The following is a 25,584-nucleotide window of genomic DNA, read 5'->3' on the forward strand; positions in this document are numbered from 1 at the left end:
CGATGGCAGAGTAATAACCAGCCACGCGACGCGCAAAAGTCGGTTACTCGGCGCGCGGATGAGTCCACCGGGAGGGCGTAGCCCGAGCGGGGTTCCCATCCGCGCGCTGCGATTTTTCGACGGGTGTCAGCCGTCCTTTCGGGCGCGGCTTTGCGCGAGGCGATAGCTGTCGCCGTTCATCTCGCGGATGTTGACTTGGTGGGTGATGCGGTCCAGCAGAGCGTCGATCAGGCGCTCAGATCCCAAGGTCTCGGTCCATTCGTCGAACGGAAGGTTGCTGGTGATCAACGTGGCAGCCGTGCGCGGTGTTGCGAGATCAGTTCGAACATTAATTCCGCACCGGGCCATATTGCGATTGCGGCGAGCTTGACGAACCTCATGAAGTTGACGAGCAGCTTGTCGTATCGGGTTGCGACGCGTCGAAGTCGTATGGGATGGAATGCTTACGCGTCGGATTGCATGGGATGACAGCTTCGGCATCCAGATTGCTGATGACTTGGCGCAATGCATTAGAATCATAGGCTTTATCGGCGAGAACGCGGCCAGCTTGGAGTCCTTCGAGCAAGGCTGAGGCCTGGGTGACATCGGCGCGCTGGCCGGGAGTGAGGATGATCCTGAGGGGCAGCCCTCTGCCATCGGTGGCCATGTGGACTTGGTGGTCAGTCCTCCTCGGGAGCGTCCCAAAGCCTGGTCCCCTTTTTGGCTGCCATCCTTTCCGGTGGCGGCGCGCACCAGCGAAGAATCGAGGGCGACATAGTCGTTGTCGGGATCCTGGACGAGATGATCGAACGCCGTCTCCCAGACGCCCGCCTTGGCCCACCGGGTGAAGCGCTTGTGGACTGTCTTGTACTTGCCGTAGCGCTCAGGCAGGTCATGCCAATGGGCTCCAGACCGCAACACTCACAAAACCGCGCTCACAAACAAAAGGTTATCGGCCCGATTCGGCTAGGATCTCTGGGCTTGCCCGGCAAAAGATCGCAGATACGACGCCATTGAGATGCCGTCGCTTGGCCATCTGAAGTCTCCAAATCAGACCTATGCATCGCACATGAAGCCTGACGTGAATCCTGAATGTCGATTGGACCTACGGCAGGTTCAGCCTTCGGCAACGCGCGGGATCGGTTTCGACGAGCCGGGGATTGCCGGCGGGGCCTGTTCGTCGATGAGGAGCTGCGGTCCCGTCTCGCTCTTGTCGGCATTGCGGGCCTCGTGGATCCATTCGCGCCAGATGGCGACGATCAGCGCCATCAGCACCGGGCCGATGAAGAGGCCGAGGAAACCCATTGTCTTGACGCCGCCGACGAGGCCGAAGAAGGTCGGCAGGAAGGGCAGCTTGATCGGACCGCCGACGAGCTTCGGCCGCAGCGTCTTGTCGACGATGAAAAGTTCGACCGTACCCCAGACGAAAAGACCGATGCCGGCGACATGCGAGCCGCTGGCCAGCAGATAGACGGAGACCAGCGTGAAGGAGAGCGGCGCGCCGCCCGGTATCAGCGCCATCACGCCCGTCAGCACGCCGAGGGTGACCGGCGACGGCACGCCGGCGATCCAATAGGCGAGCCCGAGCACGATGCCTTCGCCGATCGCGATCAGCGTCATGCCCATGACGGTGGAGCTGATCGTCGCCGGCACGACCCGAGAAATGCGTTCCCAGCGGTTCGGCAGGATGCGCTCGCCGAGCATGTCGATCTGCTTGGAAAAGGAGAAACCGTCGCGATAGACGAAGAACAGCGCGATTAGCATGAAGAGCAGCGTCAGCAGCAGATGGAAGGCGCCGCCGCCGGCCGCAAGCACGGCACGATAGATATTGCCGATATTGGCGCCGCTGACCGCCTGAATGACCTCACCCAGGGCGCCGGGACTGCCGATATATTTGGTCCAGGCTTCATCGAGATAGGCGCCGGCCAAAGGCAGCGCGACGATCCAGTCCGGTGTCGGGGCGCCGGCGCGGTTGGCGTGGATCGCCCAGGTGACCCAGGTGCGCACTTCGCCCGTTGTATAAGTGACCGCAAGCCCGATCGGGATGACCAGGAAGGTGATGATCATGATGATGGCGATGGTGGCGGCGATCGTCGTGTTGCCGCCGACGCGGGCAAGAAGCTTACGGTAGAGTGGCCAGCTGGCAAAGCCGATGACGAGGGCTGCGAGCACCGGCACGAGGAAGCCGTAGAAGAAATAAACGCCGGCGGCGACGATCAGAACCAGCAGCCAGCGCGCCGCCGAGATGGAGGGAATCAGCGGCGTGCGTGTTTGCGCCGACGATCCGAGCCATCGCGGTTCATGATTGTTTTTCTGACGGTCGAATACACCCACGCGCGCCTCTTCTTATTCTTGTACTCTGGTTATGGGCCATGATCCCGACGGTTTCAAGGTCCGCAACGTGAAAGCGTATACAAAGCGTCGCTATTCGACTCTCAGAATCGAACGTCTTACTACTGCGGACGGCGCAAGACCTTGAAGGCGTAGAATTGCGTCTTTTGGCTGGGCGAGAAATTATTGTCAGAGCCGAGAATGAGGACATCGGCGCCGTCCTTGGCCTTGCCCAGCGACATGGCCTCGATATTGTCGGGAACAAGGCCGATGGCCCTCAGATCAAGGACCTGGCTCTTGCGGGCAGGGACGACGCGCTGGTCGTTTTTGGCGAGTGACGGGATGGCTGATACGTCGGTGGCATCGGCCAGATCCATCATCATGATCTTGATGGTGTTGCCGAAGCCCTGGGCATAGCTGCGCTCGACGGCGAGCAGCCGATGATCGTCGAGGGCAAGCATCTCGGACATGCCGTTGTCATTGCCGCCTTCGGCCTTGGTGGCGGCCTGCGGGATCGGCGAGACGGGGTAGACGTACTGAGCCTTCGGCTCACCGGTGGCGCCGTCGTAACGGATGATGCGCGACAGGCTGCCCGACGTCAGTGAGGGGTTCGGGCCGTCCTGGTAGAGGGCAGCTTCGACGCCGACGAAAACATCGCCCGAGGGCGCGACTGCGAGATCCTCGAAGGCGAGGTTGTCGCGGATGCCGGTCGACTTGTCGGCGGTCGGCGCAAAGCCCTCCGGCAGCTTGAATTCGCGGACGAAGGAACCGTCCGGCGAAGCGACGCGGACGAAGGGTGCAAGCAACGTCTTGCCGTCGCCTTCGCTGCCCCAATAGATGCCGTCCTTGCCGAGGCGGATCGATTCCGGATCGACGGTCCTGGCAGCGAAGGGCTTGCCGTTCTTATCCTTCAAAGTGACTTGCTTGACCACCGAAACGCTCTTGAGACCCGATGCGTCCACATCGACGTCGAGTTCATAGAAGCGGGCAGGGCCTCTTTCCGAGCGGTCGTCGCTGATGGCGATGTAGTGGCCGGTGGCGGCATCGAAATCGAGACCTGATATGCCGCCGAATTCGACGCCGTTTTCCATATGGCCCGTGGGGATGACAAATTCGCCGAGATAGGAGAGCGATATGCCGGCGGCGCAATCGCCGAAGGGGCAGGCGGTCTCGACGGTGGCGCCGATCTCGGTGGCGCTGACGGTGCCGGTGCTGGACAGGAAAACGAAAGCGGCAGCCGCGAGAAAACGCTTGGTCATGACAAATATCCGGCAAGGGGTTTGAAAACGGTTCGAAACGGCGCCGCCGCTCCCTCAAGGGGAACGCGCGCCGACCGCTTCATGCGCCGGTTGTTTGAAGGAGTTGTTACGGTTCTTCGTCAGTTCCGTGAAATCGTCGATGCTAAAATGCGGTGCGCCGAACCGTTTTCACCCGTACCACAAGCGCATTCAGCGCTTTCGATCTAGAGTGCATTTTTATCACATTGTTTCTCCTAATGCGGGAAAAACAGAAATTACCTTGCAATTGCAAATTCAATTTGTAGTCTTCTTTTTGAGGTCATCGGCGCTGAATTACAACTTCGCAGATGGTATCTGTGATCAACGTGAGAGACCAGCGAGGCGGCAGATCAACGCTCGGGTCTCAGCAACTCTGACGTCCAAGCCGAGATTTCCGACGTAGATGGCAGAGGCTTGGCGAGGTCACGGCTGTACCCGGCATGCCGGTCGAAGCTTTCATACAGACCAAGGAGCGGACTGCTGGCCTATCTGACGAAGCCGTTCATGGATCAGGTCGCACGGGCGCTCAAGGAAGAATAAGAAAGATGCGGCGCTTTGATCAAAGACCAGGGGAAGACAGGCTCCTGACCACTGCCGACGCATTAGCCCGTTCCGTATTCCCTGCGGCTGCGCGTCCCGGTCCGAGCGATACGCAGGATCTAGGTCACGGTGCAGGTCAAGCGAAAGACCGCTTTATCTTTCTGGATGAGCTTCGAGGACTGGCTGCGCTATCAGTGGTTCTCTTGCATGCCAGCCAGCTTTTCAGCTTTCGGCTCAACTCCCACCCCTCCTTGGCCGTGGATTTCTTCTTTTGCCTGAGTGGCTTCGTTCTCGCAAATGGATACGACCAAAAGCTAAAGGCGGGTGCTCTGGGGAGCAGGGCATTCTTGCTGAAGCGCGTGGTACGGCTTTATCCCATGATGGTGGTTGGCGTCGCCTTGGGCGTCCTCGCGTCGCAATTTGCTTTGACGCCCAATATTGCTCTCGCCGAGGTCTCGATTCTTGCTGTGGGCGCATTATTCCTATTGCCCCTGGGACTCTTGGTAGGGCAGGAGGCCTTCGCGATCAACAACCCACTCTGGTCCATCTGCTTTGATATGGTCGCTAGCGTGGTTTACGGCTCAGTCGCTCACCGTCGGATACATTTTTGGCATGAGATAGCGGTCTTCGCGTTGTTGGCCGCAGCGCTTTTCCAAGTTGTCATGTTCGAGGGTGCTATCGGGCCGGTTGGTTTTGCGAACTGGCGAGCATTCTTCGAAGGATTTGTCAGGGTCGGCTTTTCGTTTCTTGCCGGCGTCTTGATCTTCCGCTGGAATATCCATCGTCGCGTCGGGGCTGTTCCACCTCAGATCCCGCTTTTCGTCCTGATCGCCGTGCTATTTTTCCCCTTTGCCGTCCCGAGTGACGTCTACGATTTCACTTGCATCGCGGTCATAATTCCGATCGTGGTCGCGCTAGCTGCAGCAGTACCGCAGGGCGCGGAGCGGCCGTTCGCTGCCTATCTCGGGCAGTTGTCCTATCCCCTGTATGTCGTCCATCTGCCTGTTATTCAGTTCGGCGATCATTTCCAAAACCTCACCGATGGCTTCATTCCATTGCCGGTCACGGTGAGCGGGACGCTCCTGGTCGCTGTCGGTGTGGCACATTTTTTACACGGTTGCTTCGATGCGCCCCTTCGCGCGTACCTGGGCCGCAAGTTTCCCTTGAGCTAGTTTAATTGCTTTCAAGCCGGCCATTGCTTTTTGGACACGGTTCGGTCCGATGAGCGCGATTATTGAAGCAAACTAGCTGGCAGGTATCGCCCTGCTCTAGATATCGAGATTCTCCGCGAAGGCCGCGCGCTCCTGGATGAAGCGGAAGCGGGCTTCCGGTTTGGTGCCCATCAGATCGTCGACGGCGCTGCGGGTGCCCTCGAAATCCACCTCGTCGATCAGCACCTTGAGCAGGGTGCGCTTGGACGGGTCCATGGTGGTTTCCTTGAGCTGGGCGGGCATCATCTCGCCGAGACCTTTGAAGCGGCTGATCTCGACCTTGGCCTTGCCCTTGAATTCCGTCTGCATCAGCTCGGCACGATGGTTGTCGTCGCGGGCATAGGCGGATTTCGAACCTTGGGTGATCTTGTAAAGGGGCGGCACGGCGAGGAAGAGGTGGCCGCCGCGCACCAGTTCCGGCATCTCCTGATAGAAGAAGGTGATGAGCAGCGAGGCGATATGGGCGCCGTCGACGTCGGCATCGGTCATGACGATGATGCGCTCGTAGCGCAGGTCTTCGTCGCGGTATTTCGAGCGTGTGCCGCAGCCGAGCGCCTGGATGAGATCGGCGAGCTGCTGGTTGGCGCCGAGTTTTTCGCGGCCGGCGCTGGCCACGTTGAGGATCTTGCCGCGCAGCGGCAGAATGGCCTGGTTGGCGCGGTTGCGCGCCTGCTTGGCCGAACCGCCTGCCGAATCGCCCTCGACGATGAAGAGTTCGGCACCCTCGGCGGTGTTCTGCGAGCAGTCGGCGAGCTTGCCGGGCAGGCGCAATTTACGCACCGCCGTCTTGCGGTTGACTTCCTTTTCCTTGCGGCGGCGCAGACGCTCCTCGGCGCGCTCGATCACCCAGTCGAGCAGCTTGGCTGACTCGTTCGGATTGTCGGCAAGGTAATGGTCGAAGGGATCGCGCAGCGCATTCTCGACGATGCGCTGGGCCTCGACGGTGGCAAGCTTGTCCTTGGTCTGGCCGACGAATTCCGGCTCGCGGATGAACACCGACAGCATGCCGACGGCCGAGATCATGACGTCATCGGTGGTGATCTGGGCGGCGCGCTTGTTCTGCGTCAGCTCGGCATAGGCTTTCAGGCCCCTGGTCAGCGCGATGCGCAGGCCGGCCTCATGCGTGCCGCCTTCGGGGGTCGGGATGGTGTTGCAGTAGGAATGCACCTGCGGATCGCCGCCATACCAGGTGATCGCCCATTCCATCGAGCCGTGGCCGCTCACCTTCTCGGTCTTGCCGGCGAAGATCTCGCGGGTGACGGTGAACTCCTTGCCCATCGTCGCCTGCAGGTAATCCTTCAGGCCGCCGGGGAAGTGGAAGACCGCCTTGTCGGGCACCTCGGAGCCTTCGGGCAGCACGCCCGGCTCGCAGCTCCAGCGGATTTCGACGCCGCCGAACAGATAGGCCTTCGAGCGCGCCATGCGAAAGACGCGGGCGGCATCGAACTTCATGTGATCCCCAAAGATCTGGGGATCGGGATGGAAGCGCACGCGGGTGCCGCGGCGATTGTGGACGTCGCCCAGCTCTTCGAGCCCACCCTGCGGCAGGCCGCGGGAGAAACGCTGGCGGTAGAGCTTGCGGTTGCGCGCCACTTCGACCTCGAGGTCGTCGGAAAGCGCGTTGACGACGGAGACGCCGACGCCGTGCAGGCCGCCCGAGGTCTCGTAGGCCTTGCCGTCGAATTTGCCACCGGCATGCAGCTTGGTCATGATGACTTCGAGAGTCGACTTGCCCGGCACCTGCGGATGGTTCTCGACCGGGATGCCGCGGCCGTTGTCGGAGACGGTGAGATAACCCTCGAGATCAAGATAGACCTCGATGAAATTGGCGTGGCCGGCGACCGCCTCGTCCATCGCATTGTCGATGACTTCGGCAAACAGGTGGTGCAGCGCCTTTTCATCGGTGCCGCCGATATACATGCCCGGGCGCATGCGCACCGGCTCGAGGCCTTCGAGGACGCGGATCGACGAGGCACCGTATTCATCCGAGTTGGAGGCGGCGGGCGCCGGACGCGCTGACGCCCCGCCAGCAGAGGGCGCTGCAGCGACGGCGGGCGCAGCCGTTACCGACGGCCGCTCGGCCAGAGCGGCAGGCTTCTGCGCCTCCTCGCGTTTTTCAGAGAGGGGCATTCCGGAAAAAAGGTCGTTGCTATCGTCCATGGAGCCGTTCAGATCTTCATCCTGTCTTAGGTCTGGCATTCCCGTCGACCCAAAATCACCGCATTTCATGCCACGTTTGCGAATCAGGCAGATTTTGCCAGAAAGCACCTCTATACGCGACACCGCCTGACTTGGCGGGTTTTTCCCAAATGATTTGCGTTGCCGGGCGCGGAATGGCAAGCGGCGGCAGGCTTCAGGAACCATCCGAATGCGAATGTCCACAAGTCATTGCACCATCATCACCGCAATTGCGGCGTTTTTCTTGTCCGTAGCCGTCCTCTCCGCCGTCGGCGCGCAGGCAGCCGATGCGCTGCCGCCCTTCAAGGACGATCTGTTTTCGAAGCAGACCGTGCTGCAGACGGGTGATGACGGCGCCTTCGAGGTCCTCGACTATGACGAGATGCGCGATATCAACGGCCGCGACCAGATCCCGCAAAAGCGGGTGCAGCAGAAATATGTGGCGCTCGGCATCCGCAAGGCCCAAGCCGACGAGACGCTGTCTCTCGATGGCGTCATGCTCGATGTCACCAGGGTGGGACCGGCCGGGAATGCCGCCTTCACGGTGATCTTCATCCATGGCCGCGACGGCGACCGGCGGCTCGGGGCCAACGACTACAGCTTCGGCGGCAATTTCAATCGGCTGAAGAACCTGGTCGCCGGCAATGGCGGCGTTTATTATTCGCCGACGGTCAGGAGTTTCGACAGTAGCGGCGTTGCCGTAATTGCCAGCCTGATCCGCTATGCCGGCGCGCAATCGCCCGGCCGGCCGATCATCCTTTCCTGCGCCTCGATGGGCAGCCAGGTCTGCTGGGGCATTGCGCGCGACGCTGACAGCGTCAAGCGGCTGAAGGGCATGCTTGTTATGAGCGGGGTCACTGACCCTGATTTCACCAGGAGCGCCTTCTACAAGGCGAAGCTGCCGCTGTGGTTTGCCCATGGCAGCCGCGATCCGGTCTACGCCGCCGCCAACCAGCAGGCGCTGTTCGAAAACCTGCACAAGGCGAAATATCCGACGCGCTTCACGCTGTTTCAGACCGGCAATCACGGGACGCCGATCCGGATGATCGACTGGCGTAACGTGTTGAACTGGATTCTTGCCAGTTAGCGGCTGGTTTTCGGCAGAAATATACGCGGGACCGCTGAGATTCCCCTTACGTCAAGGGCATGATGCTTTTCTTTGCCGCGCGCTTTTGATATTGCCCAAGGCATAAGCAGATTTTGGAAGGCTGGCATGACACCTGACGTGCGCCCGCTTGTGGCGGGAAACTGGAAAATGAATGGCATGCGTGCCTCCCTGGATCAGATCAAGGCGATCGCCGAGGGCGTTCGTTCGCCGCTGGCTGACAAGGTCGAAGCGCTGATCTGCCCGCCGACGACGCTGCTCTATGTGGCGACGGCGCTCTGCACCGACAGTCCGCTGGCGATCGGCGCTCAGGACTGCCACCAGAAGCCATCCGGCGCCCATACCGGCGACATTTCGGCCGACATGATTGCCGATTGTTTCGGCACCTATGTCATCGTCGGCCATTCCGAGCGGCGTACCGACCATGCCGAGACGGATCATCTGGTCCGCGCCAAGGCGGAAGCCGCCTTCGCCGCGGAGCTGACGGCGATCATCTGCATCGGCGAGACGGCGGATGAACGCCGGACCGGCCAGGCGCTCGATGTCATCAAACGCCAGCTCTCCGGCTCGGTTCCGGACGCCGCCACCGCCGAGAACACCGTCATCGCCTACGAGCCGATCTGGGCGATCGGCACCGGCGTGACGCCGACATCAGGCGATGTCGAGAAGGCGCACGCCTTCATGCGGGCAGAGCTTGTGGCCCGCTTCGGCGATGAAGGCCGCAAGATGCGTCTGCTCTATGGCGGCTCGGTCAAGCCGGCCAATGCCGGGGAGCTGATGGGCATCGCCAATGTCGACGGCGCGCTGATCGGCGGGGCGAGCTTGAAAGCGGCAGACTTCCTCGCCATCTACCGGGCCTATGAGGCGCTGCTCGCCTGAGGCATTGTTTATTCCTGGGTTTATTCGTTTATTCCAGGGCGTATTCCGGGCCGAAGGGCTTGGAATAGATCAAAGCCTCATGTAAAGAGCCGCCAGAATTCTTAACTTTGTCCGTCTCCAGGCGGGCAGGACTGGACCCATGCAGACAGTATTGATTGTCATCCATCTCATGATCGTGCTCGCCCTCGTCGGCGTCGTGCTCATCCAGCGCTCGGAAGGCGGCGGCCTCGGCATCGGCGGCGGTTCGGGCTTCATGTCGGCCCGCGGCACGGCTAATGCGCTGACGCGCACGACCGCGATCCTTGCGACCCTGTTCTTCCTGACTTCGCTCGGCCTCGGCATTCTGACGCGTTACGAAGGCCGCCCGAGCGACATTCTCGACCGCATTCCGGCAACAAGCGGCCAGGGCAACGGTATTCTCGATTCGCTCGGTGGCGGCGCACAGGCTCCGGCAAGTCAGCCGGCCGGCAACGGCGTTCCGAGCAGCGGGGCTGCGACGCCCGCACCGCAGGCTCCCGCCGCTCAAGCTCCCGTAACTGGCGCTCCGGTGACTCAGGCCCCGGCAGCTACCGCACCTGCAACGACTACCCCGGCAGTTCCGGCCGCGCCGGCTCAGCCCTCCGGTGTCCCGACGGGACAATAAACCGGTCTTCGACATAAACCGCCGGCAGGCCCTCGGGTCTGCCGGTTTTCTTTTGTTCAGATTCCCGCGTCACGCTCCGAAAGTTCTGGAAAAGAATTTTTGGGCTGGTGGAATCGTTTTTGAAAAGGTATCCGGTGAATCCCATGGCGCGATACGTATTCATCACTGGCGGCGTGGTTTCCTCTCTCGGAAAAGGAATCGCGGCCGCGGCTCTCGGAGCGTTGCTGCAGGCCCGTGGATATCGGGTCAGGCTTCGCAAGCTCGATCCCTATCTGAACGTGGACCCGGGCACCATGAGCCCGACCCAGCACGGCGAGGTCTTCGTCACCGACGACGGCGCGGAAACCGATCTCGATCTCGGTCACTACGAACGCTTCACGGGGCGTTCGGCGACCAAGACCGACAACATCACCACCGGCCGCATCTACAAGAACATCATCGACAAGGAACGGCGCGGCGACTATCTCGGCGCGACGGTGCAGGTCATCCCGCACGTCACCAACGAGATCAAGGATTTCGTTGTCGAGGGCAATGACGACTACGACTTCGTCATCTGCGAGATCGGCGGTACGGTCGGCGACATCGAGGCGATGCCGTTCATGGAGGCGATCCGCCAGCTCGGCAATGACCTGCCGCGCGGCACCGCTGTCTATGTCCACCTGACGCTCATGCCCTATATTCCGGCGGCCGGCGAGCTCAAGACCAAGCCGACCCAGCATTCGGTGAAGGAACTGCAGGCGCTCGGCATTCATCCCGATATCCTGCTGGTGCGCGCCGACCGCGAAATTCCGGAGGCAGAGCGCCGCAAGCTGTCGCTGTTCTGCAACGTGCGTCCGTCCGCCGTCATCCAGGCGCTCGACGTCGCCAACATCTATGACGTGCCGATGGCCTACCACCGGGAAGGTCTCGACGACGAAGTGCTCGCCGCATTCGGCATCGAGCCGGCGCCGAAGCCGCGCCTCGACCAGTGGGAAGAGGTCTGCAATCGGATCCGCACGCCGGAAGGCGAGGTAACGATCGCGATCGTCGGCAAATACACCGGCCTCAAGGATGCCTATAAGTCGCTGATCGAGGCGCTGCATCACGGTGGCATCGCCAATCGCGTCAAGGTCAAGCTCGAATGGATCGAATCCGAGGTCTTCGAAAAGGAGGATCCGGCGCCTTATCTCGAAAAGGTGCACGGCATCCTCGTGCCGGGCGGCTTCGGTGAGCGCGGTTCGGAAGGCAAGATCCATGCGGCCCGCTTTGCCCGCGAGCGCAAGGTGCCGTATTTCGGCATCTGCTTCGGCATGCAGATGGCGGTGATCGAGGCGGCGCGCAATCTTGCCGATGTGCCGGCCGCATCCTCGACGGAATTCGGCCCGACGAAAGAGCCGGTGGTCGGCCTGATGACCGAATGGATCAAGGGCAACGAGCTGCAGAAGCGGACAGCGGCCGGCGATCTCGGCGGCACGATGCGCCTTGGCGCCTACAAGGCGGCGCTGAAGAAGGGCACGAAGATCTCGGAGATTTACGGCTCAACCGATATTTCCGAGCGTCATCGCCATCGCTATGAGGTCAATATCGACTACAAGGACCGGCTGGAGAACTGCGGCCTCGTCTTCTCCGGCATGTCGCCGGACGGCGTGCTGCCGGAGACGATCGAATATCCCGATCATCCCTGGTTCATCGGCGTGCAGTATCACCCGGAACTGAAGAGCCGGCCGCTCGACCCGCATCCGCTGTTTGCCAGCTTCATCGAAGCGGCGACGGAACAGAGCCGTCTCGTCTGATGAAAGTCGCACCAGATCGCGCGGTTAGGCGCGATCTGGATTAGGTCCGGATGCTCTGCCGGATCAACCTTCAAGCCGCGGCCGGCAACGGCCCGATATAGACAGAACGCGGGCGAATCAACCGGCCGTCGAGCGCCTGTTCGCGCGCATGCGCCAGCCAGCCGACGGTGCGGCCGATCGCAAAGACCCCGGTGAAGGCTTGACGCGGAAAGCCGAGGGCTTCGAGCAGCAGCGCGGTATAGAACTCGACATTAACGTCGAGCGGCCGGTTCGGCTTGCGCGCCTTGAGGATCGACAATGCAGCAGCCTCCACCGCTTCCGCCAGCGCGCTGCGAGCCCTGTTGACCTGTCCGGTTGATATCAGCGGCTTCAGTGCGCCCTTCAGCGCATCGGCACGCGGATCGCGGACACGATAGATACGGTGGCCGAAGCCCATCAGCCGTTCGCCGCGGTCGAGCGCTTCGCCGAGCCACGGGTAAGCGTTTTCCGCCGTTCCGATTGCATCCAGCATGTCGAGCACGGGACCGGGCGCGCCGCCATGCAGTGGTCCTTTCAGTGCGCTCAGTGCTGCGAGCACGGACGAGGTGAGGCCGGCCTGTGTCGAGGCGATGACGCGCGATGCGAAGGTCGAGGCGTTGAGGCCATGGTCTGATATCGTCACCAGATAGGCGTCGAGTGCCGCCGTCTGCTCTCTGCTCGGCAATTTTCCGGTCAGCATGCGCAGGATATCGGCCGCCTGCGGCAGCGAAGCGTCGGGCGCGATCGGTTTTTTGCCGCGCTGCATGCGCAGAACCGCCGGAAGGAAGACTGCGGGCGCCGCCAGAAGGCTGAGCGCGGTATCGAAATCCTCGCCGTCGGGCAGCCGGGCGATCAGCGCTCGCATCGCATCGACCGGAGGCAGGGCGAGCAGTGCGGCATCGGCAGCCTTGATATGGTCGAACACCCCGGTTCGCGCTTTGGCGAGCCAGCCGCGCAATTCGGCTTCATCGAAGCTTCGTTCCATCAGCCCGTCGAGCAACAGGACGGCGACGCCTTCATAGGTACCGTCTGCGACCAGATGATCCAGCGATACGCCACGGATGATCAGCCGTCCCGCTTCGCCATCGACATCCGAGAGCTGCGTTTCGGCGGCGATGACATCTTCCAAGCCATTCGTCATGTTGTTTTCTCCTTTACGCCACGGATGATCCGACCTAGTCTCATTGACGTCAATCTTGATGTAAATGATCAATATGAGGTTCCGATGTCGTGGCTGACCGCCGAGGAGGCGCTACAGGCGCTGAAGACCAAGCCGCAGACGCTCTACGCCAATGTCAGCCGCGGGCGCATCCACGCCAAGCCCGATCCCTCCGATCCGCGCCGCAGCCTTTACCAGGCCAGCGACGTGCAGAGGCTTGCCGAACGCCATGCCGGCCGCCGCAAGGCCGAAACGGTTGCGGCCGAGACGATAAGGTGGGGCGATCCGGTTCTCCCCTCGGCAATCTCGACCATCACAGGCGGACGGCTTTTCTATCGCGGCCGGGATGCGGCCGATTTCGCTGACGTCGCGACGCTGGAGCAGACGGCAGCACTGCTCTGGAACGGCGCGGAAGCCTTCCTCTCCGGGAGCAGAACCGGAAATACCTCTCCGTCGCTTCAGGCGGCCTTCCGGGCGTTGGCAGGACGGGTGACATCCGATCTGCCGTCGCTCGGCCGCTCACAGGCCGCACTTCGCCGTGAAGCAGGCGGGGTTCTCTGCACCCTCGCCGATGCGCTGGCCCCGGGGCCGCCGGAGCAGCCGTTGCATCTGCGGCTTGCTGCCAGCTGGCGGCGGCCGGATGCTGCCGATTGCCTGCGCCGCGCGCTGGTGCTGATGGCCGATCATGAACTCAACGCCTCCACCTTCGCGGCGCGGGTCACGGCATCGGCGGGTCCGGCCCTTTCCGCCGCCGTGCTTTCGGGACTGGCGACGCTGACAGGACCGCTGCATGGGGCCGCCTGGCAGGGCGTCGACGCCTTGATCGAGGCAGCAGCCGCCCTTGGGGCGGAGCAGGCGATCCGCCGCACGCTTGCCCAGGGCAATCGCCTGTCGGCCTTCGGCCATCCGCTCTATCCCGATGGCGACATCAGGGCTCTGGCGCTGCTGCCGCACTTTCCCCTGCCGCCGCAGTTTGCAGCGGTTCGGGAAACCGGCGAGGAGATGGTCGGCGAGAGGGTCAATGTCGATTTCGCGCTTGCTGCGATGGCAGCCGCTTTCGATCTCCCGAGGGAGGCGCCGATCATCATTTTCTCGCTTGCCCGTTCCGCCGGCTGGCTTGCGCATGCGATGGAGCAGATCGACAGCGGCGAATTGATCCGGCCGCGGGCGCGTTATGTCGGACCGGCACCTGAAACGGACCGCAGAACTTAAGAATTCCGCCGCTTCGCTTTTTTGCCTAGGGAAATATCCGAATTCGGCTATCATGCCGCACATGGAAGAAGACGGTTGGCGGGGCGCTTTCGAAAAGCTGTCCCGCGCGGTCAAGGGGACTTTCCATGAATAGGACGCTTCGTAGCCTGCTTGCCGCCGCACTCGCTGTCGGCCTCATTCCGCATGGGGCGGCCGTTGCGCAGTCTGCCGGCTGCACGGTCTCGCGTGATGCCGGCGCCCGCCAGGTGCTCAGTTGTCCAGGTGGTGTCACGGTAACGGCGGAGGCCGGCGCGGTCTACAGCCTCGTCGACCGCAACCGGGACGGCAGCCCTGATTCGGCGGCGTTGCGCCGCAAGGCGATCCTCGTCGATGTCGACAGCACGCAGCATGCCGGCGGTTTCCAGGTCGTGACGCCGCAGGCGATCGCCGCCGTGCGCGGCACTCAATGGGCTGTCGATGTCGCGGGTGGCAAGACCTCGGTGCTGGTCGTCAGAGGCAGCGTCGCGGTCCGCCGGCCGGCCGGCGAGCCGGTGGTGCTGTCGCCGGGTGAGGGCGTCGATGTCAGCGGCGGAACCGAACCCCTCGTCGTGCGTCGCTGGCCGGCGCTGCGCGCCGCCGCCCTTCTTGCCCGCCTCGGCCAATAAATCCTATGAACCATCGCCTGCAGACTGTGATCGCGATGCTGCTCGCCGGTCTTTGGGCGGCAGCACTCGGCTATACCAATCTTAATGCCGGAAGCGGCATTCTCGACCGGATGGAGGCCTCGCTTGCCGATATCCGCAGCGTCATCGTCGGGGCGAAGACACCGCCTCCTGTTGTCTCGATCGTTGCGATCGACGACCGCACCGCCGGGGCGCATGGTTATCCCCTAAATCGGGCGACGCTTGCGCGCCTCATCGAGGCGATCACCGCGCTGAAGCCGAAAGCCGTGGCCATCGATATTCTGCTGGTCGATCCGGGGCCGGAGGAGGGCGACGCGGCACTGACCTCAGCCCTTCGCCGGGGACCGAGCGTGATTGCGGCTGCGGCCACCTTTGCACAGAGTCGGCAGCGCGTGAGCGATACCGCCGACGATCCGCTTGCCGCCATCCCTGAGGCAAACCAGCTTCTCCTGCCGCTTCCCCGTTTCGCCGAGGCAGCCGCGGTCGGCATCGTCAATGTCGCAACCGACCAGACCGGCACGCCGCGCTTCATTCCGCTGATCTCGCGTACCGCAGAGCGGCTGGATCCGGCTTTTCCGCTGCGTGTCGCTTCAGTGGCGCTCGGAGTCAATCCCACCATCGAACCCGACGCCATCATGCTCGGAAAGCTGCGCATTCCCACAGATATCGGCCAGCGGCTGCCGGTGACCTTCTACGGCGGCCACGGCAGAATCGCCACCTTCAGCGCCGCCGATGCATTGGATGGCAAGCTTTCGGCGGATGCGATCGCCGGCCGCATCGTCGTCATCGGTTCGACGGTCACCGGTGGCGGCGACGTCTTTCCGACGCCGTTCGATCCCGTCATGCCAGGTGTCGAGGTAATGTCGACGGCGATTACCCATCTCGTCACCGGCGACGGCATGGTGCGCGACCACAGGATAAGGCTGATCGATGCCGCCACCGCCATCGGTCTGACGGTCGTGCTCGTTTCGCTGGTCGCCTGGCGCCGCAGTGCGGCAGGCTATGTCATCATCGTGCTGACGCTCATCGTCTGGGCGATGCTCAATCTGTCGGCCTATGCGCATGGCTACTGGCTGAGTGCGGCGCTGCCGATCGCCGCAGCGCTGCCGCCGGCGCTGATCTTCGGCGCGGCCGAACTCTGGCGCGACCGTGGCCGCGCCCGCCATTATGCCGAACAGAGCGCGCTCCTGCAGCGCATCGAGGCGCCCGGCCTCGGCGAGTGGCTGGCGCGCGATCCGAATTTCCTCGCCACGCCGGTGCGCCAGAACGCCGCCGTCATCTTCATCGATCTCTCGGGCTTTACCGGCCTCAGCGAAACCGTCGGACCGGTGGCGGTGAGCAAGGTGCTGAGCGGCTTCTTCGAACTGATCGATGAGGAGGCGCGCGCCCATGGCGGCGCCATCACCAGCTTCATGGGCGACGGGGCGATGATCCTGTTCGGCCTGCCGGAACCCTCCGATGACGATGCCGCCCGGGCTGCTGCCTGCGCAGTGAGCCTGTGTGAGCGCACGCGGGCCTGGCTTCAAGCGCATGCGGGCTTCGCCCAAAAGAAGATCGGCTTCAAGGTCGGCGCCCATTGCGGGCCGATCGTCGCCTCGCGTCTCGGTACCGGCGACCGGCAGCAGATCACCGCGGCAGGCGACACCATCAATGTCGGCAGCCGCCTGATGGAAGTGGCCGCCCGCCATGGCGTCGAGCTGGCGTTGAGCGCCGAAATCGTCCGCGCGGCAGGCCCCGACAGCATGCTTGCGCAGTCCGGCCGGATGGAGGGACCGTTGGAAACGACGCTGCGCGGCCGGGCGAGCCACATCGACGCGTGGCTGTGGCGTAGCCGCACGCTTTGACAATCGCCGCGGGAGCGGTTAGGAACGGCGCAAATACCCCGCCGGCTGGCTCCGGCCATGGCGCAGTCACGCGCCTGACAGCTCCGAAAGATCGAACCCATGACAGAATTCAACGGCGTCGTCCCGGCGATCGCCAAGGCGTTGCAGAAGCGCGGTTACGCCGAACTCACCCCGGTGCAAAAGGCGATGCTCGATCCGGCGCTCGCCGCTTCCGATGCGCTGGTCTCGGCCCAGACCGGTTCCGGCAAGACTGTCGCCTTCGGCCTGGCGCTGGCGCCGACGCTGCTCGAAGGCCGAGAGCGCTTCGGCAATGCCGGCGCGCCGCTCGCCCTCGTCATCGCCCCGACGCGCGAGCTTGCCCTGCAGGTGAAGCGTGAGCTCGAATGGCTCTACGAAATGACCGGCGCGGTGATATCAAGCTGCGTCGGCGGCATGGACATCCGCAGCGAGCGTCGCTCGCTCGAGCGCGGCGCCCATATCGTCGTCGGCACGCCCGGCCGGCTCTGCGACCATATCCGCCGCAGGGCGCTCGATATGTCTGAGCTGAAGGCTGCCGTGCTCGACGAGGCCGACGAGATGCTCGATCTCGGCTTCCGCGAGGACCTGGAATTCATTCTCGATTCGGCGCCGGACGAACGCCGCACTTTGATGTTTTCGGCAACGGTGCCGGCGGCGATCGCCAAGCTTGCCAAGAGCTACCAGCGCGATGCCGTGCGCATCAGCACCGCGGCCGAGGAAAAGCAGCATGTCGATATCGAATATCGCGCGCTCATGGTGGCGCCCAGCGACCGCGAGAACGCGATCATCAACGTGCTGCGCTATTATGAGGCGACCAACGCCATCGTCTTCTGCTCGACGCGCGCTGCCGTCAACCATCTGACTGCGCGGTTCAACAACCGCAATTTCGCCGTGGTGGCGCTTTCCGGTGAGCTGACGCAGAACGAGCGCAGCCATGCGCTGCAGGCGATGCGCGACGGACGTGCCCGCGTCTGCATCGCGACCGACGTCGCCGCCCGCGGCATCGACCTTCCGGGTCTCGATCTCGTCATCCATGCCGACCTGCCGACCAATCCGGAAACGCTGCTGCACCGCAGTGGCCGCACCGGCCGGGCCGGGCGTAAAGGCATCAGCGCCATGATCGTGCCGCTGAACGCACGTCGCAAGGCCGAGCGCCTGCTCGAAAATGCCGGAATTTCGGCTGCCTGGGCGCGGCCGCCTTCGGCCGAGGAGGTGAGCGAGCGCGACGACGAACGTCTGCTTGCCGACCCGATCTTCAACGAAACACCGCAGGAAGAAGAACAGGGGCTGGTGCAGCAGCTTCTCGCCAGCCACGGCGCCGAAAAGCTTGCCGCCGCCTTTCTGCGTCTATACCGCACCAATCATTCGGCGCCGGAGGATCTCATTGAGGTTACCGTGCAGGACGAGCGCAACCGCAAGCGCCGCGACAATGCCGAGCCGTACGAGCCTGCGCAGAAGGGACCGCGTGAGGATTTCGGCGCCAGCGTCTGGTTCTCTATCTCGGTCGGGCGCAAGCAGAATGCCGAGCCGCGCTGGCTGATCCCGATGCTCTGCCGCAACGGCAATGTGACGAAGCGCGAGATCGGCGCGATCAAGATGCAGCCCGAGGAAACTTTCGTGGAGATCGCCGCGGCGAGCGCCGAAAGCTTCCAGGCGGCGATCGGACCGAACAAGGCACTCGAACGCGGCATCCGCGTGACCCGGCTTTCGGGCACACCGGATTTCAGCCGGGCGCCGTCGCCGAAACCCTATGCCGGCAAGCCATCCCGTGACGAGCGCCCGGACGACTCGTTCCGCAGCGAGCGCCCGAAGAACAAGTTCGGCAAGGGTCCGGGCGGCGGATATGCTGCGGCTGACAATGCCGGCGGGGAAACACGGGACAGCAAGCCCTGGAGCAAAAAGCCGGGCAAGCCTGCTTTCGATGGACCCAAATCCGACAAGCCGAAATTCGACAAACCGAAATTCGAAGGCGCCAGATCTGAGGCCCCCAGATATGAGGGCAAGGGCGGCGGACCGAAGGCCAAATTTTCAAAAAAGAAGCCCGGCTGATCTTGCTGCTACAGCGCTGGATGCTGCAGCAGTTTGAATCGCGGGACCCCTTCGCCAGTTCGGGCGAAGGGCCTTGGGTCGTATTCCTCGGGGAGCTCCTGTGATGGTGGAAACAACGATCCTCAGCGTTCCGGTTTTCAGTATGCTCTGCAATGAGGCCTTCCGGCTGCGGCGTGCCGTTTTCGTGCATGAGCAGAAGGTTCCCGAAGCCGAAGAATTCGATGCCGACGATCTCAGCGCCCACCATCTCGTCGCCCTCACGGCGGGCGAAGTCTCCGGCACGCTGCGGGTCATTTACGCCGAGGAACATGTGAAGATCGGCCGTGTCGCGGTTGCCCACCCATGGCGCGGGCGCGGCATCGCGGCTGATATGATCGGGCGGGCGATGGACCTGCATCGCAGCGCGCGCGACAACCGCTTCTATCTCACAGCGCAGGCCGGCAAGCTACCGCTCTATGAACGTTTCGGTTTCGTCGCCTATGGCACGGAATTTCTCGATGGTGGCATGCCGCATCTCGCCATGAAGAACTACTGAACCATCGGGCTCAGCCAGGCAGGAGAGACAATGAAACGCCCGGTCATCTCGCAACCCGATCCAGTCGCCTTCATCAAGGCCAATCTGCCGATATCAGCCGTTCCCTGCATTCCCGAGATCCGGCTGCATACCGCAGGCCCCGCGAGCGGGCTCTGGCGGCTTGCAGGCCCCGGAGAAGCCGATCCGGCGCCTTATTGGGCCTATCCCTGGGCCGGCGGCGCTGTGCTTGCCCGCCATCTGCTCGACCAGCCGGAGACGGTCGGGGGCCGCCGTGTCCTCGATCTCGGCGCCGGCTCCGGGCTCGTCGCCATCGCGGCGGCCAAAGCCGGCGCAGTGGCGGTGACGGCGGTCGATATCGATGCCAATGCCATTGCCGCAACCGGCCTCAACGCGGCGATCAATGATGTGAACATCGTGGCCGTCGCCGCCGATATCATCGATGAACCGCCGCCGGAGACAGACCTTCTCGTGGTTGGCGACCTGTTCTACGAACCCGCCCTTGCCTTGCGGGTGATGGCGTTCCTGTCGCGCTGTCAGGCAAGCGGCATCGAGGTGCTGATCGGCGATCCCGAGAGGGCCTATCTGCCTCAGGGAGAATTGAGTCGAATCGCGACCCATGCCGTTGCCGATTTCGGCGCCGGCACGGGCGGCGGGGCGGTGCCGGCAGGGGTCTTCACGCTCCGGCACCAGTTGAAGGCGGGGATTATGCCAGGAGGTCAGGCCGCAACAGCATGACCGGGCAGGGTGCGCCGGCCGGCAATTCACCCGCATGCGGCGGGCGGATGACGAGGCAGTCGGCCGCAGCGAAGACCTTCATCATCGAGGAATCCTGCTTGCCGAATGGTTCGGCGATCCAGCCGCCCGTGGCCGATTTCGCCAGTCTGGCGCGGAGATAATCCTGGCGATGATCGTTGGCTCGCAGCGATATGGCTGTCTCGGCTGTCGCCTCGCGCCGCACCGGCGGCAGCGATGCGAGCCGGCGGATCAGCGGCTCCAGGAACAGCAGGCTGCAGACCAGGCTGGAGACCGGATTTCCGGGCAGGCCGAGCACGTGGATCGGCCCGAGACTGCCGACCATCAGAGGCTTGCCCGGCCGCATGGCGATCTGCCAGAAATCGAGTTCCATGCCGGCAGCCGTCAGCGTCGCCCGCACTAGATCGTGGTCACCGACGGAGGCGCCGCCGATCGTCACGATCACATCGGCGCCGGCCGCCTCAGCCTTGCCGATCGCGGCGGTGATGGCTGCCTGGTCGTCAGGCGCAATGCCAAGATCGAGCACCTCGGCGCCGGCCTTGCGGGCGAGGGCGGCAATGCCGAAACCGTTCGAGGCGATGATCTGCGCCGGGCCGGGTTGGCTGCCTGGCGGCAACAGCTCGTCGCCGGTCGCAAGGATGGCGACCAGCGGCTTGCGTCGTACCTCCACCGTTGCATTGTTCATGCCGGCGGCAACCGTCAGCCGGGTGAAATCGAGTATCGTGCCTGCCGGCAGCACGGCTTCGCCCTCGACGAAATCCTGTCCGCGCGGGCGCACATGCTGGTTCTGACGCACGGGGAATGTCGTGCGGATGGTGCCGTCGTCCAGCCGTTCGGCATCCTCCTGCAACAGCACGCTATCGGCGCCCGAGGGAACCGGGGCGCCGGTGAAGATGCGAACAGTCTCGCCCTTGCCGACCTCGCCTTCGAAGGCACGGCCGGCAGCCGAGGTGCCGATCAACCTCAGCACGGCGCCGGGCTCCGGTGCATCGTCGCGGCGCAGGGCATAACCATCCATAGCGGAGGAATCGAACGGCGGCTGCGTCAGCTTTGACGTGAGATCGCGGGCTAGCACACGGCCCTCGGCCTCGGCAAGGTCGAGCGTCTCGGAGGTTTCGACAGGTTTGGCGCGCGACAGCAAGCGGTTCTGCGCCTCGGCGACGGGCAGCAGGCTCATCGACCGGCCTCCGGATGACGGAAATCGCCTGACTTGCCGCCGGATTTTTCCAGCAGCCGGATGCCACCGATTTCCATCGTCCGGTCGGCAGCCTTGGCCATGTCGTAAATGGTGAGACAAGCGACTGATACGGCCGTCAGCGCTTCCATCTCGACACCGGTCCTGCCGGTCAGCTTGGCCATGGCCGTAACGCGCAGGCCGGGAAGAGCGGCGTCCTCTGATATATCGACCGTCACCTTGGTTAGCATCAGCGGATGGCAGAGCGGGATCAGATTGGCGGTCTGCTTGGCGGCCATGATGCCGGCAAGGCGGGCGGTGGCGATGACGTCGCCCTTCTTGGCGTTGCCGTCACGGATCAGCTTCAGGGTTTGCTCGGCCATGCGCACGTGGCCCTCGGCGGTGGCGATGCGGACCGTTTCCGCCTTGTCGCCGACATCGACCATATGGGCTTCGCCGGCAGCGCCGATATGGGTCAGACGGGGCTTCTCGCTGCCCATCTCACTCGGCCGCCAGCACGGCTTCGCCAAAGAGCAGTGCGCGGGTGGCGGCCGCCACGTCGTCCTTGCGCATCAGGCTTTCGCCGACCAGGAAGGTGTTGATGCCGCTGGCGGCCAGCCTTTTGCAATCGGCATGGGTGAAGACACCGCTTTCGCCGACCAGCAGCCGGTCGTCCGGCACCATTGATGCAAGCGCCTCGCTGACGGTGAGGCTGACCTCGAAGGTGCGGAGATTGCGATTGTTGATGCCGACGAGCGGCGAAGAGAGCTTCAGCGCCCGCTCCATCTCCTCGGCGTCGTGGACCTCGACCAGAACGTCCATGCCGAGGTCGAAGGCTTCGTCCTGCAGGCGCTCGGCTTCATCATCCGACAGCGAAGCCATGATCAGCAAGATGCAGTCGGCGCCCCAGGCGCGGGCCTCGTGCACCTGATAGGTCTCGAACATGAAATCCTTGCGCAGTGCCGGCAGCGCGCAGGCCGCGCGGGCGGCCGTTAGAAATTCCGGCGCGCCCTGGAAGCTCGGCCTGTCGGTCAGGACGGACAGGCAGGCGGCACCGCCGGCCTCATAGGCGCTCGCCAGCGACGGCGGATCGAAATCCGGACGGATGAGACCCTTCGAGGGGCTCGCCTTCTTGATCTCGGCGATGAGGCCGAAATTGCCGGCATCACGCTTGGCCACGAGCGCCTTGTGAAAACCGCGCGGGGCGGATTGACCGGCCTGCATCGCCTTCAAGTCGGCGAGCGACACCGTCGCCTTTGCGGCGACAATCTCTTCACGCTTGTAGAGTTCGATCTTCTTCAGGATATCGGTCATCGGGCAATCCTAGTCGATATCGTTGGAAACGGCGATGAGTTTGTCGAGGGCGAGCGCGGTGGCGCCGCTATCCAGCGACTGCGCGGCAAGCGTCATGCCGTCGCGGATCGTCCCGGCCTTGCCCGCGATGACCAGTGAGGCGGCGGCATTGGCGAGCGAGACATCGCGATAGGCATTCTTGGCGCCGCCGAGCACCTCGCGAAGCGCTGCGGCGTTGGCAACACCGTCACCGCCCTTGATGTCGGCGAGCACGCAAGGGCTGACGCCGAAATCGGCGGGCGACAGCTCGAAGGTGCGGATCTTGCCGTCCTCGAGCGCCGCGACTTGTGTGACGCCGGTGGTGGTGATCTCGTCGAGGCCGTCGCCATGGACCACCCAGACGCATTCGGAGCCGAGATCGCGCATGACTTCGGCGAGCGGCACCAGCCATTGCGGCGAGAAGACGCCGAGCAGCTGGCGTCGGACGCCGGCCGGATTGGAGAGCGGGCCGAGCAGGTTGAAGATCGTGCGCGTGCCGAGTTCGACCCGGGAGGGGCCGACATGGCGCATGGCGGAATGATGCATCTGCGCGAACATGAAGCCGACGCCGGCCTCCGCGATGCAGCGGGAGATGATCTCGGGGCTGACATCGAGCTTGACGCCGAGTGCGGCCAAATTGTCGGCCGCGCCCGATTTCGAACTCAGCGCCCGGTTGCCGTGCTTGGCGACGGGGACACCGGCGCCGGCGACGATCAGCGCCGCCAGCGTCGAGATATTGTAGGTGCCGCTGGCATCGCCGCCGGTGCCGACGATGTCGATCGCATCGGCCGGCGCCTCGACGGCCAGCATTTTCGCGCGCATCGCGGTGACGGCGCCGACGATCTCATCGACGGTTTCGCCGCGCACGCGCAACGCCATCAGGAAGCCACCGATCTGCGAGGGCGTCGCCTGGCCCGACATCAGGATGTCGAAGGCGGCGCGAGCCTGGTCACGCGTCAGCGGCTCGCGGCTTGCGGCCTTGGCCAGGAACGGCTTCAGATCGGTCATAAGGCCTCCTAGCGGACTGTCGCCTGTTCGGCGAGCTTCTGGTTGATCTGCGCGCCGTATTGCGTCTGCAGCAGGTTGACCATCTGATCGAGGATGTCGTCGCCGGCGGCATTGGCCATGGCGGTGATCTGGGCATCGCGGTTGTTCAGGACGTCGCCGGTCGGCTCACTGTTGACCTCGGTGACCTTCATCAGGATCTGCGTCGAGGGATCGGCGCCCACGGCGCTCGCGACCGTATCGACCGGGCCGGAGAAGGCGGCGGTGACGCCGGCGCGGCCGAGCACCGGATCGTCGGTGGAGCGGGTGACACCGCTCTTGCTTTCGACGGCGATGCCGAGCGGCGTTGCGATATCGGCAAGTGCCGTGCCCTTCGCCGCCTCGGCCTTCAATGCGTCGGCCTTCTTGGCGAGCTCGGCCTTCTGCTGTTCGGCGGTCCAGTCCTCGACGGCCTTTTCGCGCACCTCGGCGATCGGGCGATCGCGGTCCGGCGTGATTTCAAGGACGTTGAACCAGACATAGCCGTCATTGCCGATCGGCAGCGGCGGCGCATCGACGCCGACCTCGGTCTTGAAGGCTTCGCCGAGCAGCTGCTGCTTGGCCGGGAGATCCTTGACCTCTTTGCCTTCCTTGTCGGCGCCGGTCATGTCGACGGCATCGACGGTGACGGCCTGGAGCTTCAGCTGACCGGCGATATCCTCGAGCGTGGAACCTCCGGCGCGCAGGTCTTCGATGCGGTCATGAACGTTGATCGCCTCCTGAGAGGCGTTGGAAAGCGCCAGCTGCTTGCGGATATCCTCCTTCACCTCGTCGAAATTCTTCACCGTTTCCGGCTTGATGTTGGTGATGCGCAGGATGACGGCCCCGAAGGAGCCGTCGACCACAGGCGTCGTGCCGCCATCGCGCGAAACCGCGAAGGCTGCATTGGCAACGGCCTGGTCGGGAACCTTGTCCTTGGTGAATTCGCCGAGCAGCACGTCGCTTGCCGTCTTGCCCTGGTCGGAGACCAACTGATCGAAGCTGGTGCCGCTCTTCAGCGCCGTTTCGGCGGCGGCGGCAAGATCCTTGCTGGCGAAGGTCAACTGTTCGATGGTGCGGCTTTCCGGTGTGCGGTAGATATCCTTGCTCTTGTCGAACGTTTCGTGGATCTGATCGTCGGTGACGGTTGCAGCGTCGGCAATATCGGCGGGCTGCAGCTTGAGATAAATGAGCTTGCGGTATTCTGGCGCCCGATAACGCTGCTTGACACCTTCGAACCACGTCGCCAGCACGTCGTCGGCGGGCGCCTTGATCGGCTCGATATTGGCGTTGGTGAGCAGCAGGTAATCGACACTGCGGCTTTCATTGCCATAAAGCTTCAAGGCGTCGACCAGCGTCTTCGGCGCGGTGAATCCGTTCGAGATGGCATCGACGACCTGGCTGCGGACGGCGACCTTGCTGCGCTCCTTGATGTAGTCGTCCTGGCGGATGTTGGCATTGCGCAGGCGCGAGACAAAGAGCTCACGGTCGAACTGGCCGTTGACGGCCTTGAAAGCCGGATCGTCGGCGATCAGCTGGGCGAGGCGATCCTCCGACAGGCCGAGGTTCATGTCTTCGGCTAGCTGATCGAGCGAGGCGCCGGCCACGAGCTGGGCAAGCACTTGCTGCTCGATGCCGAAGGCGCGGGCCTGCTCGGGGGTGAGGCGCATGCCGAACTGCTGGCTGAGGCTTGCCACCTGGCGCTGATAGGCGAGGTGGAATTCGTTGACGTCCACATGCTGATCGCCGACGGTCACGACCGTGGTGCTGTTGCCGCCCGTTAACAGCTCATGCGACACGCCCCAGACACCGAAGGAGACGACGAGCAAAAGCAGCAGGAGCTTGGCAACCCAGGTCTGAGCAGCTCTTCTCAGGATATGGAACATGGAA

General features: G+C 63.5%; 20 protein-coding genes and 2 pseudogenes. 11 read left to right on the forward strand and 11 right to left on the reverse strand.

The window, feature by feature from the left end; genetic code table 11:
- Positions 1 to 126 precede the first annotated feature (126 nt).
- The 4 genes and pseudogenes from FHX10_RS06710 to FHX10_RS06725 form a co-directional block, all read right to left on the reverse strand.
- A pseudogene (locus FHX10_RS06710) lies at positions 127 to 344 on the reverse strand (ATP-binding protein); the annotation flags it as partial.
- Positions 345 to 1,043 (reverse strand): annotated as a pseudogene (locus FHX10_RS06715) (IS5 family transposase); the annotation flags it as partial.
- A gap of 52 nt (positions 1,044 to 1,095) precedes the next feature.
- Positions 1,096 to 2,313: an AI-2E family transporter gene (locus FHX10_RS06720; protein ID WP_047615262.1), complete on the reverse strand. Its 1,218-nt coding sequence runs from the start codon at positions 2,311 to 2,313 to the stop codon at positions 1,096 to 1,098.
- A gap of 119 nt (positions 2,314 to 2,432) precedes the next feature.
- Positions 2,433 to 3,569, reverse strand: a complete 1,137-nt coding sequence (locus tag FHX10_RS06725; protein WP_097623422.1) for an esterase-like activity of phytase family protein — start codon at positions 3,567 to 3,569, stop codon at positions 2,433 to 2,435.
- Positions 3,570 to 4,132: 563 nt separating this feature from the next.
- Between FHX10_RS06725 and FHX10_RS06735 the strand changes: the two genes are divergently transcribed.
- Entirely contained in the window at positions 4,133 to 5,299 is a 1,167-nt protein-coding gene (locus FHX10_RS06735; protein ID WP_063473947.1) for an acyltransferase family protein, read from the forward strand.
- A 96-nt stretch (positions 5,300 to 5,395) separates the two neighbouring features.
- Here the strand turns inward: FHX10_RS06735 and parE are convergent, their stop codons facing one another.
- Complete coding sequence (gene parE, locus FHX10_RS06740; protein ID WP_063473948.1) at positions 5,396 to 7,498, reverse strand: DNA topoisomerase IV subunit B; 2,103 nt, start codon at positions 7,496 to 7,498, stop codon at positions 5,396 to 5,398.
- Positions 7,499 to 7,706: 208 nt separating this feature from the next.
- Between parE and FHX10_RS06745 the strand changes: the two genes are divergently transcribed.
- The 4 genes from FHX10_RS06745 (at position 7,707) to FHX10_RS06760 (ending at position 11,915) form a co-directional block, all read left to right on the forward strand.
- Entirely contained in the window at positions 7,707 to 8,603 is an 897-nt protein-coding gene (locus FHX10_RS06745; RefSeq protein ID WP_047615259.1) for a phospholipase, read from the forward strand.
- A gap of 126 nt (positions 8,604 to 8,729) precedes the next feature.
- A complete protein-coding gene (gene tpiA, locus FHX10_RS06750; RefSeq protein WP_063473949.1) occupies positions 8,730 to 9,500 on the forward strand; it encodes a triose-phosphate isomerase in 771 nt (256 codons plus the stop codon).
- Between the two features lie 139 nt (positions 9,501 to 9,639).
- Complete coding sequence (secG, locus tag FHX10_RS06755) at positions 9,640 to 10,143, forward strand: preprotein translocase subunit SecG (RefSeq protein WP_047615256.1); 504 nt, start codon at positions 9,640 to 9,642, stop codon at positions 10,141 to 10,143.
- A gap of 143 nt (positions 10,144 to 10,286) precedes the next feature.
- Positions 10,287 to 11,915, forward strand: coding sequence for a CTP synthase (locus tag FHX10_RS06760; RefSeq protein WP_047615254.1), 1,629 nt, complete (start codon positions 10,287 to 10,289; stop codon positions 11,913 to 11,915).
- Positions 11,916 to 11,985: 70 nt separating this feature from the next.
- Here FHX10_RS06760 and FHX10_RS06765 read toward each other — a convergent pair whose 3' ends face one another.
- Positions 11,986 to 13,074 carry a citrate synthase/methylcitrate synthase gene (locus FHX10_RS06765; protein WP_063473950.1) on the reverse strand — a complete coding sequence of 363 codons (1,089 nt, stop codon included), beginning with the start codon at positions 13,072 to 13,074 and terminating at the stop codon, positions 11,986 to 11,988.
- Between the two features lie 84 nt (positions 13,075 to 13,158).
- On the opposite strand from FHX10_RS06765, the gene FHX10_RS06770 reads away from it, so the two are divergent.
- The 6 genes from FHX10_RS06770 to FHX10_RS06795 all read left to right on the forward strand — a co-directional run bounded on the left by FHX10_RS06770 (position 13,159) and on the right by FHX10_RS06795 (position 20,147).
- A complete protein-coding gene (locus FHX10_RS06770; protein ID WP_063473951.1) occupies positions 13,159 to 14,304 on the forward strand; it encodes a citrate synthase in 1,146 nt (381 codons plus the stop codon).
- A gap of 125 nt (positions 14,305 to 14,429) precedes the next feature.
- Entirely contained in the window at positions 14,430 to 14,948 is a 519-nt protein-coding gene (locus tag FHX10_RS06775; protein ID WP_063473952.1) for a FecR domain-containing protein, read from the forward strand.
- Positions 14,949 to 14,953: 5 nt separating this feature from the next.
- Positions 14,954 to 16,810 (forward strand): CHASE2 domain-containing protein, encoded by a 1,857-nt coding sequence (locus FHX10_RS06780; RefSeq protein WP_097623423.1) that lies wholly within the window; start codon positions 14,954 to 14,956, stop codon positions 16,808 to 16,810.
- Between the two features lie 99 nt (positions 16,811 to 16,909).
- Entirely contained in the window at positions 16,910 to 18,877 is a 1,968-nt protein-coding gene (locus FHX10_RS06785) for a DEAD/DEAH box helicase (protein ID WP_063473954.1), read from the forward strand.
- A gap of 100 nt (positions 18,878 to 18,977) precedes the next feature.
- The gene (locus tag FHX10_RS06790; RefSeq protein ID WP_082849670.1) at positions 18,978 to 19,412 is read left to right on the forward strand and encodes a GNAT family N-acetyltransferase; all 435 of its coding nucleotides are present in this window, start codon (positions 18,978 to 18,980) and stop codon (positions 19,410 to 19,412) included.
- A 30-nt stretch (positions 19,413 to 19,442) separates the two neighbouring features.
- The gene (locus FHX10_RS06795; RefSeq protein ID WP_063473956.1) at positions 19,443 to 20,147 is read left to right on the forward strand and encodes a class I SAM-dependent methyltransferase; all 705 of its coding nucleotides are present in this window, start codon (positions 19,443 to 19,445) and stop codon (positions 20,145 to 20,147) included.
- Here the strand turns inward: FHX10_RS06795 and glp are convergent.
- The 5 genes from glp to FHX10_RS06820 are packed head-to-tail and all read right to left on the reverse strand — an operon-like array spanning position 20,116 to position 25,580.
- Positions 20,116 to 21,342 carry a gephyrin-like molybdotransferase Glp gene (glp, locus tag FHX10_RS06800; protein WP_063473957.1) on the reverse strand — a complete coding sequence of 409 codons (1,227 nt, stop codon included), beginning with the start codon at positions 21,340 to 21,342 and terminating at the stop codon, positions 20,116 to 20,118. The two genes, FHX10_RS06795 and glp, sit on opposite strands and share 32 nt — an antisense overlap.
- Positions 21,339 to 21,839, reverse strand: a complete 501-nt coding sequence (gene moaC, locus FHX10_RS06805) for a cyclic pyranopterin monophosphate synthase MoaC (protein WP_047615240.1) — start codon at positions 21,837 to 21,839, stop codon at positions 21,339 to 21,341. The genes glp and moaC overlap by 4 nt, the downstream gene beginning before the upstream one ends.
- Before the next feature lies 1 nt (position 21,840).
- On the reverse strand, positions 21,841 to 22,653 hold the full coding sequence (gene trpC / locus FHX10_RS06810; RefSeq protein ID WP_063473958.1) for an indole-3-glycerol phosphate synthase TrpC: 813 nt from the start codon (positions 22,651 to 22,653) through the stop codon (positions 21,841 to 21,843).
- 9 nt (positions 22,654 to 22,662) lie between these two features.
- Positions 22,663 to 23,679 (reverse strand): anthranilate phosphoribosyltransferase, encoded by a 1,017-nt coding sequence (gene trpD, locus FHX10_RS06815; RefSeq protein WP_063473959.1) that lies wholly within the window; start codon positions 23,677 to 23,679, stop codon positions 22,663 to 22,665.
- A gap of 8 nt (positions 23,680 to 23,687) precedes the next feature.
- Positions 23,688 to 25,580: a peptidylprolyl isomerase gene (locus FHX10_RS06820; protein WP_184389178.1), complete on the reverse strand. Its 1,893-nt coding sequence runs from the start codon at positions 25,578 to 25,580 to the stop codon at positions 23,688 to 23,690.
- Positions 25,581 to 25,584: the final 4 nt, after the last annotated feature.

It is taken from the genome of Rhizobium sp. BK591, assembly GCF_014195045.1.
Taxonomy (GTDB): domain Bacteria; phylum Pseudomonadota; class Alphaproteobacteria; order Rhizobiales; family Rhizobiaceae; genus Rhizobium; species Rhizobium anhuiense.